Source organism: Vibrio sp. B1FLJ16 (assembly GCF_905175385.1).
Lineage (GTDB): Bacteria > Pseudomonadota > Gammaproteobacteria > Enterobacterales > Vibrionaceae > Vibrio.
In genome coordinates, this window is record NZ_HG992750.1 from 1,203,874 (window position 1) to 1,218,512 (window position 14,639).

Here is a 14,639-nt window from a genome sequence, read left to right on the forward strand (position 1 = left end):
ATGGCATGTAAATAATGTAAGTTTGAGAGGAGTATTTTGGATAGCAACAAGGTTGTCGAGAACCAAAAGCTAATAAATGCGATGCATATAAAAATTCAGATTCATCTACCGTTTTAAAAAATAGAATACAACGAGGAATTAGACTACAGCGAGTAAGCATTAAGCCTTCAGTCTCGCTGCAGCAACGGGAAATGGCATATAGGTAGGACCGCCCTAACAGCTAAAGGAAATCCATGAGAACACTCCAAGGCATTAATATACCGAGTTTAGCCTTTACCCAGAGTTCTCGTTCTGTGTGGTTTTGCGTTTTTCTCGATAAACTGAAAAATCAAATCCGCTACGTCTTTTTTGGTCGCGGTTTCTATCCCTTCCAGTCCGGGAGAGGAATTCACTTCCATCACGACGGGGCCGCGTTCTGCTCTCAGAATATCGACACCACAAACCTTAAGTCCCATTACCTTGGCAGCAGCAACAGCAGTCGCACGTTCTTCTGAAGATAATCTGACCAACGTCGCCGATCCGCCCCGGTGCAAGTTAGAGCGAAACTCACCTTCTGCACCTTGTCTTTTCATCGCAGCGACTACCCTCTCACCTATAACAAAACAACGAATATCGGCACCGCCCGCTTCTTTTATGAATTCTTGTATCAAGATATCAGCTTTAAGGCCCATAAATGCCTCGACTATCGCCTCAGCAGATTTAGCCGTTTCAGCCAATACAACACCAATGCCTTGAGTACCCTCCAGGAGTTTTATCACGCACGGAGCGCCACCCACGTTTTTGATTAAGTCTTTAATATTATCTGGCCTATTGGCAAATCCCGTTCTCGGCAACCCAATCCCTTTCCGGGAAAGAAGTTGCATTGAACGCAGTTTATCTCGTGAACGACTGATAGCGACCGATTCGTTTACACTGAAGCTTCCCATCATCTCAAATTGTCTGACCACGGATGTACCATAAAACGAAATACTCGCACCAATTCGCGGGATAATCGCGTCGTAATACGGTAGTTGCTCACCTTTGAATCTTACCGCAGGCTTACTACTCGTGATGTCCATGTAGCAATGCAAAGTGTCTATGACGTCGACTTCGTGGCCTCGTGCCTCGCCAGCTTCCTTTAATCTGCGTGTTGAATAGAGTTTCTTATTTCTTGATAAAATAGCGATTTTCACTTTTTAAATCCTTGTTCATTTCGAAGTTGATGATTAAAGGTTTAACACTCAAGCTCTCACCCATTATCCGAAGGTTCATCCCATTGAATCCAAGTTGAAACTCACCTTAATCGTCGTCATTCCGAGCAGGTTTGATCCAGGCTGATTGATGCTTTTCATAGTATGAAGACTATTTTTCTTTGACCTACTTAAAAAATTTAAGAGCTTACATTAACCATAGCCCACCCAGAGGAGCAATCAACGTCGTAGACTATCGCAATTGATTAAATAAAGGATTGTTGTGATCTGTAATAGAAACGAATAGTAATGTTACTAGGGCCTGAAGTACGTTCGTAGAAATTTGCATACACTTATCTATATTTAAACTAATAGTTTTGTTGGAATAAAGGTGCGAGGGATAAGTTATGATTTTTAGTCAGATATTGGTTCCCATTGTCCCTGAGCAAGGGATAAACAGTGCACTTCATCAAGCGCTGCAAGTCGCAGACAAAGCCTCTTCACATGTGACTCTACTGTCCGTTTTCAAAGAATTGGAAGAGTTCAAGGAGATACACAAAATATCGGGTAGCCCATTAGATATACTTGATAATGCAATTCAGTTTTACCACAGCACTCTGAAGGAACATGTACATACCCTGAGAAAAACTTATCCCAATATAAAGTTTGCAACTAAAGTGCGTATAGGGATTCCTTTTGTTGAGATCATTAAAGAAGCCAATGAATCAAACTCTACAATGGTGATTATTGATTCTTACCGTGAGACAAAAGTGATGGCCTGTGAGAGAGGAAGTAACACTCTGAACCTCATGCGAAAATCGGAAGTACCTATTTGGTCTACAAGCAAAGAGCCCAGAGCAATAAATAACATCGTTGTAGCAATCGACCTTACAAGCCCAGATTATCAAGCCTTTAATAGTAAACTCATTTCGCTTGCCATAGAGTTTTGCAACGGTATCGGAGCGCACCTAACTTTCTGTCATGCCTGGAAACTTGAATCCGAAGGTTTCCTCAGAGACTGGAATGGTTACTCGGATATGGATATCGCACTTCTGTCACAGAAAATGCGCTGTGAAAGAATGGAGCGTCTGGACTCGTTACTGTTTCCCTATACAGACAGTCAGGTAAGTCCAATTCAAGTGAAGCTACTCGAAGGTAATACCAAAGAAGTTCTTCCTAAGTATGTTACTGACAATAAAGTGGATCTCGTCATTTTAGGTTCGATGTCACGAACCGGCATTTCGGGATTTGTCATGGGAAACACCGCCGAATCGATGGTTAACCAACTAGATTGCTCCGTAATAACAGTAAAACCAGACTCATTCCACTCTCCGGTGCTTCATAAAAAGGATTAAATAAAGCCATGGTGAAATACCATGCTTTATAGGATTGTCAGTGAAAGTTAACCCCAAACTCCCGGAGTGGGTTCAACTACGCTCTCGCGATAATTGAGAGCCGGCGTTCTGTCTTCGGATAACAACAAAGGCCCATCAATGTCGACCCAACGAGCTTGTTGCGCGAGCAGTAAAGCCGGAGCCATTGCGAGAGAGGTACCAATCATACATCCAACCATGACTTCGAAGCCCATCTCCTGCGCTTCTTTAAGCAGTTCCAGCGCTTCTGTCATACCACCAGTTTTATCCAGTTTGATGTTCACTGCCTGATAGCGCCCTTTCAGCGTGGCTAACGAGGTGCGATCGATACATGACTCATCAGCGGTAATTGGCAAAGCTGGCGTGATGGTTTCCAGTAAATGCTCTTCTTCAAAAGATAGTGGTTGCTCTACCATTCTACGCCGAGCTCAGCTAACACTGGCAAGTAATCGCACAGTTGCTCAAAGCTCCAGCCTGTATTGGCATCAATCACTAAGCGCGTATTTGGTGCGGCCTCACGTACAGCTCGAACTCGCTCCAAATCACCTTCTCGGCCCAGCTTAAGTTTAAGGATTGGGCGATGTTTCTGCGCCGCAGCGGCTTTAGCCATGTTCTCGGCACTGTTGAGAGAAAGAGTAAATACCGTCGTTACCGGTTCTGGTGCGTTAGTAAAACCAGCCATTTGCCATGCTGATTGCTGATTTAACTTGGCTTCCAGTTCAAACAAAGCACAATCAATGGCATTGCGCGGAGCAGCCGATGGCAACAAGTTACGAAGTTCATCTCGGCTGATACCTTCCTCTACCGCTTTTACTGCGGACTGAACGTCAGCCAGTACATCATAAGGATAATCTCGCTCGAACACATTCATGCGTTCGCACTCGCCGCGCCCGACACAGCCATCTTGCTCAATTTCGACCACGACCACTTCACCGTGTTGCATTGGCTCCATGCGAGAAATGACAAATGGCTCATGCAGAGGCCATTTCTCAACGCGCACACTCATTTTACGCATAACACACCTCGGCAATGACATCGACGATTTTCGCTACACCAGTGCGTACAGGATCAACCACAGGTACACCAAATTGTTTTTCAACACGGGCAATTTCAGCTGATGCTTCTTCTTCACTTAGATTAGAAGTGTTCAGCGCAATGCCGCCCAGACGAATATTCGGATTAGTCACGCGGCCCATCGTTAGGTTAATGTCGATAACCGTTTGCAGATCCGGCACGCTAAAGCCTTCCATTTCATCCATTTGAGTGCGTCCGGCTTCGTGACAAACGATGATCACATCCGCCTGAGCGCCATGCAGCAGACCCAGACTCACACCCGCATAAGCTGGATGCAACAATGATCCCTGCCCTTCGATGATATCCCAGTGATCCGGAGCATTATCCGGAGATAGCGTTTCAACCATGCCCGAGATAAAGTCAGACACCACAGCATCCACCGGAACGCCACTGCCCTCAATGAGGATACCTGTTTGTCCAGTCGCCCGGAATGTTGCCGGAATACCACGTAGCTCCATCTCTCGATGAATGGCCAGCGTAGTAAACATTTTACCGACACAGCAATCCGTCCCGACACTCAGAAGACGTTTACCGCTACGAGGCAGACCCGTACCACATACCATAGGTCCTTGTGGTACTCGAACATCCAGCAGATTTTGACCAGTACGCTCTGCCGCAGCGACTAATTCAGGAATATCGTTAAGTCGCATGTGCAAGCCACTTGCTACGTCCATGCCCGACTCCATCGCTTCAATTAAAATCTCGACCCAATCCATCGGCAGCGTACCGCCTACTGGTGCAAGGCCAAGAATAAAAGTTTTTGCCCCACACGCGGCTGCTTCGCGTGGCGACATTTCCGCAATACCAAGGTCAGCTTTCGCGCCCGGAAGTCTATATTGAGCCAGACATTTCTCTGGTCGCCAGTGAGCCACACCTTTGGCTACTTTCGCCATCAGAAGATCATTTGCATCGCCCAGAAACACCAAATATGGCGTTTTCAATTCAATCTTGTTCATTGTGTTGATCCTTTTTTAAAGTCAAACGAGCCCACAAGAGTCTCTGCTCCTGTTGCCATCAGGTTGTGGTTGGGGTGAAAAATCAGGTCGTCGCGACAGTAGCGGGCGTTGCGCCCGGGGTACGCTGGATCTGATGACGATAGAGATAACGTTCAGCCTGACGCCAGGCTAAAACAAATAATGTAGCGATGACTAAGTACATCGCAGCCGCCAGAAAATACGTCGAGATATCGAAAGTCTGAGAAAATGCGCGTCGGGTTTGTCCCATCAAATCCATCACGGTAATTACACTTGCAACTGCTCCCCCTTTGAGCATTAAAATGCACTCATTACCTAAGGCCGGAAAGGCAATTCGATACGCCAATGGTAAAACAATGCGTCGGTATAGCAGGCTATTGTTCATCCCCATAGATTTCGCCGCTTCTATCTCTCCTGCATCAACAGACTGAATAGCACCGCGCAATATCTCGGTCTGATAAGCTAGCGAGTTAAGTGTGAATACCAGTAACGCGCAGTTAACCGGGTCTCGGAAGAAGCCCCAAAGCCCCATTTCCATTAGCCAGGGACGAAACTGCCCGGAACCGTAATACAGCAGAAAGAGCTGAGCAATCAGTGGAGTACCTCGAAAAAATGAAATAAATAGCTGTGCCGGCCAGCGAAGAATACGCGCAGACTGAATACGCAACAGAGACATTGGTAACACCAACAGAGCTGCTATAGAAACCGAGATAAAGGTTATTTTTAGCGTCATCCATGCGCCATCGAGCAACATCGGAGCGACCTTAGCGATAAAATCTGTCATAGTTTACTCCTTAGCGACTCACTCGAATGCCACGCTTCGAATGTTGCTCCATAACCGCCAAAATCCTTTCACAACAAACGCACACAGCCCAGTAAGCAAGACAGACGGTAAGGTAAAACAAAAATGGCTTTTTGGTTGCGCCAACCGCGATGTTAGCCGCACGCATCAAATCATCGAGCGCAATGACCGACACCAAAGCGGTATCTTTCAATAAGTTAATCCAAAGATTTCCCAGTCCGGGAAGCGCTAAGCGCAGCAGCTGCGGGCGTTCAATCAACCAGAAGATTTGCAGCCTAGACATAGCGAGTGCGTAACCTGCCTCGCGCTGACCTTTATTCATCGCCTTCCAGGCACCGCGCAGCACTTCTGCCGCGTAGCCACTGAACACCAAACCCAACGCAATCACACCCGCGCCAAACGGATTCAGTTCGAAGAAGCTATTAGTCGGGTCTATCCATTTCAGCGTTTTGTTAATCAGGAGACCAACGCCATGGTAGATGATAAACAGAGTGAGCAGCTCAGGAAGTCCTCGTAGTACCGTGGTATAGATATTGGCAAACCAGCGGTGGCTTTTGTGCGTACTGATCGACAAGGCCGCTACGCCGGTTCCCAAAACTAACCCCACTGGTAGGGCGCAAAATGCCAGACCAAGAGTAACAGCTAAACCTTTAAGCAGCTCGTCCCCCCAGCCAGTGTCTCCCAGACTCAAATACATCAGATAATCCATTACGTTGCTCTCTCTGTAATTTACTAACCAGTGACGACCTTAGTCGCCACTTCACTGCATTATTTCAGAGTCAGCAGGTTTATCTTAAAGAACTCATCGTTGATTTTCTGGTAGGTGCCGTTTTTAATGATGCTTGCCAGCGCATCATCTAAACGCTGACGAAGTTCCTGATCTTCTTTACGGAAAGCAATACCCACACCATCACCAACGTATTTGCGGTCAGTAATTAGGTTACCGACTTTCTCGCAACACGATCCGTCTTCCGAGGCAAGCCAGTCTGTCATCGGCATAATGTCCCCTGCCTGGGCATCGATTCGGCCGCTGACTAGATCAAGGTTCACAGCGTCCTGTGTCGGGTACAGGCGGATTTCAGAATCCGGGTATTTAGCGAGCAGGTACTCGGCCTGTGTCGTTGAACCTTGTGCACCAATGATCATCCCTTTCATTGCTTCAGGGGAGACATCTTTGATACCAGATTGTTTATCAACAACAAACGTCATTGCAGACGCCTGATACGGAGCACTGAACGATACTTTCTCTTTACGCTCATCAGTAATGAACATAGAAGCTAGAATCATGTCGTATTTACCCGCTAACAGTGCCGGGATGATACCGTCCCAGTCCTGAGCGACAAACTCACACTCTACTTTCATCTCGCTGCACAAAGCTTTACCGATTTCGATATCAAACCCAGCTAGCTGACCATCTGCGGTGTAGTAGTTAAACGGAGGGTACGCGCCCTCTGTACCAATTTTGATTGTTTCTGCATTCACACCAGCAGAGGCTGCAACAGCCATTGAGGTAGCAAGCAAAGCACCGAAAACTTTCCCTTTTTGCATCATAGATTCCCTTCTACTTTTATTATCGTTTCATTTCAGAGTCTCGCTTACTTAAGAAGACGACTCCCCTCCACCTGAGTAAACGCTCATAAAGACATACTGAGTATGTTAAAAATTAGATAAAACCCATAATGATGAATAAATATGATATACATAGCCTATCGCTATGGGTGACTATTTAAGGAGAGAGAAGCTCATGCTCAACCCGAAAGACCGCTTACTGCGTAATCTCGACTGGAACTTGCTGTATACGTTTTTGACCATCGTTAACGAAGGCGGTATCAGTGCTGCCGCACGTAAGTTGTCGCTGAGCCAGCCAAGCGTCAGTAATGCGCTGAAGCGACTTGAGGAACACGTAGATAAGCGGCTTATACTGCGCAAGAAAGGCGTGTTTTCTCTGACTCTGCACGGAATGCGGGTCTATGAATATGCCTCTTCTGTAAGTCGTATTATTGGTAACATGGCAGATCAGTTCGTTGATCAAGCGGATAATATTCAGGGTGAGTTAAAGATTGAAATAGCCAGTCACCTCCAGTGCCCCGCATTCGATGCCACATTGACTAACTATCATGCTCTCTATCCCAATGTTATTTTTAACCTCAACACCCACCCTAGCGCTGACATTGTCAGCCACGTGGCGGACGGATTATTACATATAGGACTGAGTAACAAAAAAATCGCCAAAACAGGCATTCGCTGTGATTTTCTGGGCTATGAACAGATGGGCTTTTACTGCGGACGAACTCATCCTTGTTTTGGACGTGACGACCTTACAATCGAAGAGATTAGAGGCCTGCCATACATTTCATTTGAAAGTGATCAGCCAGGAGAAGGGCTAGACGCGATTGCTCACTTTCGTGAACAGCAGCAGTTTTGGGGTAAGCTGGTTGCAGTTTCATCCAATGTCGAGGAAGTCCGCCGCATGATCATGGCTGGTATTGGTTTCGGTGCACTGACCGTAGAAAGCGCCAAGCCGTATGTGGCACAAGGGCTACTCTGGCCTCTTCCTCCGTACGAATCGTTACCAGTAACAGAGATGTACCTTGTAACGCCAGAAACCGTCGCGTTAAATGAGATTGAAGTTCAGTTTGTTCGTTTACTGAAGCAACAAACCCAAGAACTGGTACGCGATAGGCTCAACGAAATTCAAAGTGCTCATCATCAGCCCAGTGCAGATACCTCATCCACTGGCTGACAATATCGCACGGCATTAATAGCTTGTTATAAGTTCAGAAAACAAAAAGCCCTGATTAAGTAATCAGGGCTTTTTGTATTAATTCGCTAGCTTTTTCATCATGCGAGAGAGAACAGATGCTTTCTTCTTCTTCGCTTTACCGTGAAGTGCTTTGTGCATTGCGTCTTTAGCAATCATTTGGCCAATGTAAGCGCCACCAAGTTCGTTAGTCATGACCTTCTCCTGAATTTGTCCATTTCGGCTATGTGGTAATATTACACCACAAAAAGATAAAAACAAGATCTAAATCACATGAAACTGTAATTTTATTTCAGAAAGACAGTCAGGTTACTATCAGACCTATCTTTTTGGTTGCTGATACGTTTTACCAGCTGCAACGTAAGTATCTTTCTGCTTGATTTCAAAGAAAGTTTCAAAGAACCAAGCTGCAAACTTGATAAGGTTATCACCTTCATTCATTACATGTTCAACGTATTCTTGTTCTTCACCTGACTCGTCTTCTTGAACAGTAATGTGGTAAATACGTTTTTCACCATCTACTTCTGCAAGGCCAAACTGTCCCGTCAGTGATTGCGCGGCTTGTGCTACTTCCTCTTCTTCACAAGCTTTAAGTAACTCAAGAGCCTTAGGCATGTTCTCTTGCTGGATAATTTCTTTTAACAGCGTTTCAAATTCGTTTTGTTGCATTCTTTCACCTAACGATATTAATACCAATCGTAGTCAGTAACTGAGACTGGAATAAGACAGATAGTCGATTCGACTCGTTTTGCTGCGCATTTTAGGAAGGCACCACTCCCCTTGCAAGCGAATCCAACGATAAACTGAATCTCCGGAGCCAAGTTAGCTCCGTTTCTTAAATGGCAGAGATGAAATGAAGGTGACTAACCAGGCATCAACGAAAACTAAAAAGGCCAGGCAATGCCTGGCCTTTGTTATTCTCAATTTCACACTAAGTGATTGCTTGATTAAAGAACAGTTTGCTCTTTATCCTTCAATAGCTTATCCATTGCATCACGGTTAGCTATGAACGTTGGCATCTCTTTCTTAGGTACAGAGCTCGCCATCGGAATGTTTGCACGCATTGCGTTAACCGGACGCCCATATTCAATCAACTCGTAATGAAGGTGCGGCCCTGTTACACGACCTGTTTTACCTGACAAACCAATACGCTGACCACGAGATACTTTTTGACCTTTCTTAACCAGGATCTTGCTAAGGTGTAAGTATCGCGTCTTGTATTTGCTACCGTGCTCAACCACCACGTAATTACCTGCATATGGGTGTTTACGCGTCATAATGACAGTCCCGTCACCTGTAGAAACGATTGGTGTTCCAATTGGCGTCGCAAAGTCTGTACCATTGTGAGGCGAAACACGCCCTGTAACCGGGTGAAGTCGACGCGGATTAAAGTTAGAGCTAATACGCCACTTAGTACTCACCGGATTACGCTGGAATGCGCGTTGCAGACTTTCACCTTTGGCACTGTAGAACTGACCATCAGTATGCAGGTATGCAGTGATTTCGCGACCACGATTAAATATTTTAATCGCTTCAATTTCGTTCTTACCTGTCGAGATGCCATTGATAGTTTGTGCACGTCGTACGACTTCGAATTTATCACCTGCACGCAGATCACGGCTAAAGTTCAGCTGTTCTTTAAGCAGAGTCACGACCTGACTGATTTCTGCAGACGTTAAACCAAGACGACTCGCTGACGATGAAAAGCTACCCTGGATGACACCGACTAAAGGCTCCTGACGCCAATCACCCGGAATAGAAATATCAGTAAAGTCATACCCGCCGTCTGCGTTCAGTTCATAAACCACTTTATCTGCGATAGAAAACTGCAGTTCCATCTTCTGCAGTTCACCTGCCATATCATCACGCCAGAAGCGCAGTGTGTTACCCGGCTTTAATGTATCCAGCGCTAGGTAGTTCAAATCCGTTTCCATTACTTTCATGAGAGAACTGTAACCGAAACCGAGTTGGCTAAATATGGTGCTAAGATTATCACCAGCTTGAATTTGATATTCAAAATTTGGCGGAGTGACTACTTCTGCAGTTGTCACTTTCGCATCAAGAATTCTTTCTACTACCTGAGATTCCGGCAGATTTAACGCAATGGTTTTCGTTAGTGGTGACTCGTTAAACGACTGAGAAACACCAATAGCGACTAAAACAGGCAAGGAGTACAACAGTAGCGCTCTACGACCTGTCAGATTCGACAAACGTCTTGTAGTTTCATTTGTAGACACGGGAATTACTATCTCCTTTTAATCAAGGGCCATAGCTTAATGCATTCCTGAATAGAAAATCACTACGAAATTTCGAGATCTCGCTCAGAATTCACCCATTTAAAAATGCCATTATCTCTATTGCATATGTAAGAAATGCCCTACACGCGTAAGCATTGCATTATGCAATTGATTTGGCGTGTCAGCCATAGACTGGTTAACACCATGTATTAGATAAGAAATCTCAATATTTGTATCATCTCGCCACTGTAATTGGTTAAGTTCTACACGATCACCAATAAAAACACTGTCCAGTAGTATCACTCTGCTGGGAACCGCATCAAATTTGAACAGACCAACATAATAAAATGATCCTGTGCCCTGCGTAGTCACGATCATTGGAGCGACAATCCAATACTCTTGGTTAATCTCGCGCTGCGCAATGAACTTTGTAGGCAGTAAAATCTTACCTTTGGTCGCACCCGCATCGTAATTACCGACCAAATAACCAAGCTCTTTATCCCATTCATCCAGAAAACTTACTGCGTTTTGCTCTGGCACTTGAATGGTCCAGGGGTTAGAAGACTGAATATTCAAAACCTGTGCAACAATAGAATCAGACTGCACTTCACTGCGAGGAAATTTGGCCATTATTTCATCATCGGAGAGGCTGAACCGGTAAATACCGGCAACAATCACGACCACTAACAGTACGACAGGGATTAGGAGGATAAGTGGAATAGGCAAAATCCGATTACGGGCCATGAAGACTTCCTTGTTATTATGTTCTCTATATTGCGCACGGAGTATATCCCCAAATAACCGTTATCCCAAATAACCTCAAGATACTGGACTCAGTCAAAATGACTTAAGTTTAGAGACAGGCCAATGTTCGAAGCCCCGCAGATATCTGCTATAGGGTATAGCAAGTAGAAATGTCCTAAACTGATTTTTGGGAAATTGAAAAGAAATGACGATGCCGAAGACAAACATAATCCATTCATGCGAATGTGCTTGCGGTTTGGTGCAACTTCGCTGTAAAAGTGAGCCAATACGTACATCCATTTGCCACTGCTTCGAATGTCAAAAACGAACTGGCAGTGTGTTTGGTGTACAAGCACGCTTTATCAAACAAGATGTCATCTTAGATGGTGACGTGGTCAGCTACACAAGAATCAGTGATGACGGAAATGAAGTCAGATACGAATTCTGCCCTGCCTGTGGGACGACCATGCGTTTAGCACTGGCTGCTGCACCTGAAATCATAGTGATACCAATCGGACTATTTGGTGACAAAGAGTTTCACAATCCTACCGTTTCAGTTTACGAGGAAAGAAAGCATGGCTGGGTGAGTTTCGAATGCACTATGGAGCATATTAATTAATTTCTATATTTTTATTTGGCTCATAATGACGTATCAAAAAAATTGTACTGGTCGTCAAATGTATTTCGACTCTAATATCTAGAACCACATACCGGAGATATAAGATAACTACACGACTTATTTGGCTTTTCTTTGAGAATGATCAACCCAGTTTTATAGTAAAGGGTTTCGTATATCTGTCTGGGCGCTATAATCTGCTGCTGAAATTAATTGAGGTTTTATTGTGATTTCCAGACTTCCTCGCTGGGTGGAGTATGGCGCATTTCTACTGGCTCTTCTCGCTGGTTGCGTCAATGCCGTCGGTCTTCTCGGCTTTCAACACCAGGCAATATCACACATTTCCGGAACCGTAACTCAGCTAGGGAACAGCTTACTAACGGGTGTCGATAATTCGATTCACCTGCTTTTGATCGTATTCAGCTTTTTGATTGGCGCTGCGTTCAGCGGTTTCTTTATTGAAAGCAGTGCACTGAAGCTTGGACGCCGCTACGGTGTCGCACTCTGTATTGAAGGTAGCTTACTTCTGTTGAGTCTGGGCTTTTTGGTACAGGGTAATGTCTACGGACAATATCTGGCTTCGGCGGCTTGTGGTCTACAGAACGCCATGATCACGACATTCAGCGGCGCTGTAATAAGAACAACCCACATGACCGGCATCATCACCGATCTCGGAATTATGATTGGCGAAAGCTTAAGAGGCCGTCAGTTTGACCGACGTAAGGCCAAGCTATTTTTATTTATCTTTTGCGGCTTTTTGTTAGGCGGTGTCGGAGGTACGGCACTCTTTACTGTGTACGGGCTGCACACGTTAATATTCCCGGCACTGCTAGCCTTTGGTACTGCTTTTATTTATTGGATATACCTGTTCAAAATTAACCAGAAATAAACATACTAAACAAAAAGTTATAATAACAACTCTAATATTAACCAGCATAACGAAGGCTAAGCAAGGTATCACCCGTCTTCGGTGAATACATTGCTTAGCTCTTTTTTTCATCAATCTAGGTGAATAAAAGTTCTCTTCCGGCTTTATGTACAACGTGCTTTCCGGATAACAACCTACCATAGGTAAGTGATATACCCCTACTCTATGAGAGTGTAATGTTGAAAAAACCACCAATCATCACGAGATGTAAGTCACACTTTTTTGAGTTTTTACTATTCTAATCACACTGCTTCCCATATTTGTCTTCATAGTTTTCATTTAATGATACAATTCTCTAACACGAGCAACATATTCGTATACAGAATTACTTTATTCGGACCATTTGCCGACAAATAGACTGAATATTTAAATGTATTTAATGAATAGTATTGCAACGGATGTAGTTTGCGGGTAATCTCGCAATCTGCGATTAAATACGGATGTTTAGTGAATATTTATGTCATGAAATATGACGTATATTGACTAGTAGTAACACGAGACAACTATGCACAATAATACTAATGCTACCGAAGCACCTAAAGGCAACTTCTGGATGTTCTTGATTCCATCCCTGATTGGCCTTTTGCTTTTCATGGCGCCTATCTCATACGATGGCGACCTTACTATTCCGGTTGCGGTAATGGCTAAAGTCATTCCTGCGGTATTGGGCGACGCACTCATTGCCATTATTACCGGTATCATCGCTTTCATGGCTGTCGCTTCTGTTCTTTGCAAAATTTTTAAGCCTGCTGCGATCCTTCGAAATGGTTTCCTTAACGGTCTGTTCAATCCTTCTCCGCTATGGTTGATCGTTCGCCTGATCGGCGCAGCTGCGGTTGTAATGACTTTCTTCGAGATTGGTCCAAAAGCAATATGGGAAGAGAACACAGGTGGCCTGGTTTTAACAGGGCTACTTCCGACACTATTTGCAGTTTTCATCTTTGCTGGCCTACTGCTTCCACTATTACTTAACTTTGGTCTGTTAGAGCTGTTTGGTGCACTTCTAAGTAAAGTTATGCGCCCAGTATTCAATCTACCAGGACGTAGTGCGATTGACTGTATGGCATCTTGGTTAGGTGACGGCAGCGTTGGTATCCTTCTGACCAGCAAGCAGTACGAAAACAAGTTTTATACCCAGCGTGAAGCGGCTGTCGTTGGTACTACCTTCTCAGCAGTATCGATTACTTTTAGTCTAGTGGTTATCGCTCAGGTTCAGCTTGAACACCTGTTCCTACCGTTTTACGGCACTATCTGTCTTGCTGGTGTTGTTGCTGCAGTAATTATTCCTCGCTTACCACCACTAAGCCTGAAGAAAGACCGCTTTATTGATGGCAGCAAACCTGAAAAAGATGCAGATGCAGTACCAGAAGGTCATACTACCTTCTCATGGGGTATGGATTTAGCACTGAAACGCGCATCAGAAGTGACTTCGTTCCAGTCAGTATTCAAAGAAGGCGTTCACAACGCGATTGATATGGTATTCGGCGTACTGCCTGTCGTTATGGGTCTGGGTACTGTTGCTCTGGTAATTGCAGAATACACACCAGTATTTGAAATTCTGGGTCAGCCGTTTATTCCATACCTAGAACTACTGCAAATTCCTGAGGCTGTAGCAGCGTCTAAAACGATTGTAGTGGGCTTTGCGGACATGTTCATCCCGGCAATTCTGGCGGCGTCAATCGACAATGAAATGACTCGATTTGTAGTTGCAGCAATGTCAGTAACACAGCTTATCTACATGTCTGAAGTTGGTGCACTTCTACTTGGTAGTAAAATTCCGGTAAACATCGTAGAACTGTTTGTTATCTTCATTCTGCGTACGCTTATCACACTACCAGTGATTGCAGGTGTAGCACACCTCATCTTCTGATAGCAGATCGATTACAAAGGCTCCGCAACTGCGGAGCCTTTTTGTTTTCCGTCTTAATCCCTCTTCGATTTTCTTTAAAATAGCCGGCTCT

16 protein-coding genes are annotated in these 14,639 nt (G+C 44.8%); 5 read left to right on the plus strand and 11 right to left on the minus strand.

Annotation, left to right across the window (positions count from 1 at the left end):
* Nucleotides 1-266 precede the first annotated feature (266 nt).
* On the minus strand, nucleotides 267-1,172 hold the full coding sequence (rimK, locus tag KHN79_RS19335; protein ID WP_182009081.1) for a 30S ribosomal protein S6--L-glutamate ligase: 906 nt from the start codon (nucleotides 1,170-1,172) through the stop codon (nucleotides 267-269).
* A gap of 404 nt (nucleotides 1,173-1,576) precedes the next feature.
* Between rimK and KHN79_RS19340 the strand changes: the two genes are divergently transcribed.
* A complete protein-coding gene (locus tag KHN79_RS19340; protein ID WP_182009080.1) occupies nucleotides 1,577-2,524 on the plus strand; it encodes a universal stress protein in 948 nt (315 codons plus the stop codon).
* 47 nt (nucleotides 2,525-2,571) lie between these two features.
* Here the strand turns inward: KHN79_RS19340 and KHN79_RS21675 are convergent, their stop codons facing one another.
* The 6 genes from KHN79_RS21675 to KHN79_RS19365 form a co-directional block, all read right to left on the minus strand.
* Nucleotides 2,572-2,958 (minus strand): enolase C-terminal domain-like protein, encoded by a 387-nt coding sequence (locus KHN79_RS21675; RefSeq protein WP_244812689.1) that lies wholly within the window; start codon nucleotides 2,956-2,958, stop codon nucleotides 2,572-2,574.
* Nucleotides 2,952-3,557, minus strand: coding sequence for an enolase C-terminal domain-like protein (locus tag KHN79_RS21680; RefSeq protein WP_244812691.1), 606 nt, complete (start codon nucleotides 3,555-3,557; stop codon nucleotides 2,952-2,954). The genes KHN79_RS21675 and KHN79_RS21680 overlap by 7 nt, the downstream gene beginning before the upstream one ends.
* Complete coding sequence (gene dgcN, locus KHN79_RS19350; protein WP_182009078.1) at nucleotides 3,550-4,572, minus strand: N-acetyltransferase DgcN; 1,023 nt, start codon at nucleotides 4,570-4,572, stop codon at nucleotides 3,550-3,552. Before dgcN ends, KHN79_RS21680 begins: the two co-directional genes overlap by 8 nt.
* Before the next feature lie 82 nt (nucleotides 4,573-4,654).
* Nucleotides 4,655-5,374 carry an ABC transporter permease gene (locus tag KHN79_RS19355; protein WP_182009077.1) on the minus strand — a complete coding sequence of 240 codons (720 nt, stop codon included), beginning with the start codon at nucleotides 5,372-5,374 and terminating at the stop codon, nucleotides 4,655-4,657.
* 10 nt (nucleotides 5,375-5,384) lie between these two features.
* On the minus strand, nucleotides 5,385-6,101 hold the full coding sequence (locus KHN79_RS19360) for an ABC transporter permease subunit (protein ID WP_182009076.1): 717 nt from the start codon (nucleotides 6,099-6,101) through the stop codon (nucleotides 5,385-5,387).
* A 59-nt stretch (nucleotides 6,102-6,160) separates the two neighbouring features.
* Entirely contained in the window at nucleotides 6,161-6,940 is a 780-nt protein-coding gene (locus KHN79_RS19365; RefSeq protein WP_182009075.1) for a transporter substrate-binding domain-containing protein, read from the minus strand.
* Nucleotides 6,941-7,136: 196 nt separating this feature from the next.
* Here KHN79_RS19365 and KHN79_RS19370 point away from each other — a divergent pair, with 196 nt between their 5' ends.
* Nucleotides 7,137-8,135 carry a LysR family transcriptional regulator gene (locus KHN79_RS19370; protein WP_182009074.1) on the plus strand — a complete coding sequence of 333 codons (999 nt, stop codon included), beginning with the start codon at nucleotides 7,137-7,139 and terminating at the stop codon, nucleotides 8,133-8,135.
* Between the two features lie 78 nt (nucleotides 8,136-8,213).
* On the opposite strand, the gene KHN79_RS21780 is transcribed toward KHN79_RS19370, so the two are convergent.
* From KHN79_RS21780 to KHN79_RS19385, 4 genes are all read right to left on the minus strand, one after another.
* On the minus strand, nucleotides 8,214-8,348 hold the full coding sequence (locus KHN79_RS21780) for a hypothetical protein (RefSeq protein ID WP_259344852.1): 135 nt from the start codon (nucleotides 8,346-8,348) through the stop codon (nucleotides 8,214-8,216).
* Between the two features lie 126 nt (nucleotides 8,349-8,474).
* Nucleotides 8,475-8,822: a hypothetical protein gene (locus tag KHN79_RS19375; RefSeq protein WP_182009073.1), complete on the minus strand. Its 348-nt coding sequence runs from the start codon at nucleotides 8,820-8,822 to the stop codon at nucleotides 8,475-8,477.
* A gap of 278 nt (nucleotides 8,823-9,100) precedes the next feature.
* Complete coding sequence (locus KHN79_RS19380; RefSeq protein ID WP_182009072.1) at nucleotides 9,101-10,390, minus strand: peptidoglycan DD-metalloendopeptidase family protein; 1,290 nt, start codon at nucleotides 10,388-10,390, stop codon at nucleotides 9,101-9,103.
* A 117-nt stretch (nucleotides 10,391-10,507) separates the two neighbouring features.
* On the minus strand, nucleotides 10,508-11,134 hold the full coding sequence (locus tag KHN79_RS19385; protein WP_182009071.1) for a hypothetical protein: 627 nt from the start codon (nucleotides 11,132-11,134) through the stop codon (nucleotides 10,508-10,510).
* 211 nt (nucleotides 11,135-11,345) lie between these two features.
* Between KHN79_RS19385 and KHN79_RS19390 the strand changes: the two genes are divergently transcribed.
* The 3 genes from KHN79_RS19390 to KHN79_RS19400 all read left to right on the plus strand — a co-directional run bounded on the left by KHN79_RS19390 (nucleotide 11,346) and on the right by KHN79_RS19400 (nucleotide 14,548).
* A complete protein-coding gene (locus tag KHN79_RS19390; RefSeq protein WP_182009070.1) occupies nucleotides 11,346-11,753 on the plus strand; it encodes a GFA family protein in 408 nt (135 codons plus the stop codon).
* A gap of 223 nt (nucleotides 11,754-11,976) precedes the next feature.
* The gene (locus KHN79_RS19395) at nucleotides 11,977-12,639 is read left to right on the plus strand and encodes a YoaK family protein (protein WP_182009069.1); all 663 of its coding nucleotides are present in this window, start codon (nucleotides 11,977-11,979) and stop codon (nucleotides 12,637-12,639) included.
* A 544-nt stretch (nucleotides 12,640-13,183) separates the two neighbouring features.
* Entirely contained in the window at nucleotides 13,184-14,548 is a 1,365-nt protein-coding gene (locus KHN79_RS19400) for a YjiH family protein (RefSeq protein WP_182009068.1), read from the plus strand.
* Nucleotides 14,549-14,639 lie beyond the last annotated feature (91 nt).

Excerpts from the sequence above, each read along its gene's own strand:
- KHN79_RS19340 (WP_182009080.1), top strand. The coding sequence starts at position 1,577 with ATGATTTTTAGTCAGATATTGGTTCCCATTGTCCCTGAGCAAGGGATA.
- KHN79_RS21675 (WP_244812689.1), bottom strand. The coding sequence starts at position 2,958 with ATGGTAGAGCAACCACTATCTTTTGAAGAAGAGCATTTACTGGAAACC.
- KHN79_RS21680 (WP_244812691.1), bottom strand. The coding sequence starts at position 3,557 with ATGCGTAAAATGAGTGTGCGCGTTGAGAAATGGCCTCTGCATGAGCCA.
- dgcN (WP_182009078.1), bottom strand. The coding sequence starts at position 4,572 with ATGAACAAGATTGAATTGAAAACGCCATATTTGGTGTTTCTGGGCGAT.
- KHN79_RS19355 (WP_182009077.1), bottom strand. The coding sequence starts at position 5,374 with ATGACAGATTTTATCGCTAAGGTCGCTCCGATGTTGCTCGATGGCGCA.
- KHN79_RS19360 (WP_182009076.1), bottom strand. The coding sequence starts at position 6,101 with ATGGATTATCTGATGTATTTGAGTCTGGGAGACACTGGCTGGGGGGAC.
- KHN79_RS19365 (WP_182009075.1), bottom strand. The coding sequence starts at position 6,940 with ATGCAAAAAGGGAAAGTTTTCGGTGCTTTGCTTGCTACCTCAATGGCT.
- KHN79_RS19370 (WP_182009074.1), top strand. The coding sequence starts at position 7,137 with ATGCTCAACCCGAAAGACCGCTTACTGCGTAATCTCGACTGGAACTTG.
- KHN79_RS21780 (WP_259344852.1), bottom strand. The coding sequence starts at position 8,348 with ATGACTAACGAACTTGGTGGCGCTTACATTGGCCAAATGATTGCTAAA.
- KHN79_RS19375 (WP_182009073.1), bottom strand. The coding sequence starts at position 8,822 with ATGCAACAAAACGAATTTGAAACGCTGTTAAAAGAAATTATCCAGCAA.
- KHN79_RS19385 (WP_182009071.1), bottom strand. The coding sequence starts at position 11,134 with ATGGCCCGTAATCGGATTTTGCCTATTCCACTTATCCTCCTAATCCCT.
- KHN79_RS19390 (WP_182009070.1), top strand. The coding sequence starts at position 11,346 with ATGCCGAAGACAAACATAATCCATTCATGCGAATGTGCTTGCGGTTTG.
- KHN79_RS19400 (WP_182009068.1), top strand. The coding sequence starts at position 13,184 with ATGCACAATAATACTAATGCTACCGAAGCACCTAAAGGCAACTTCTGG.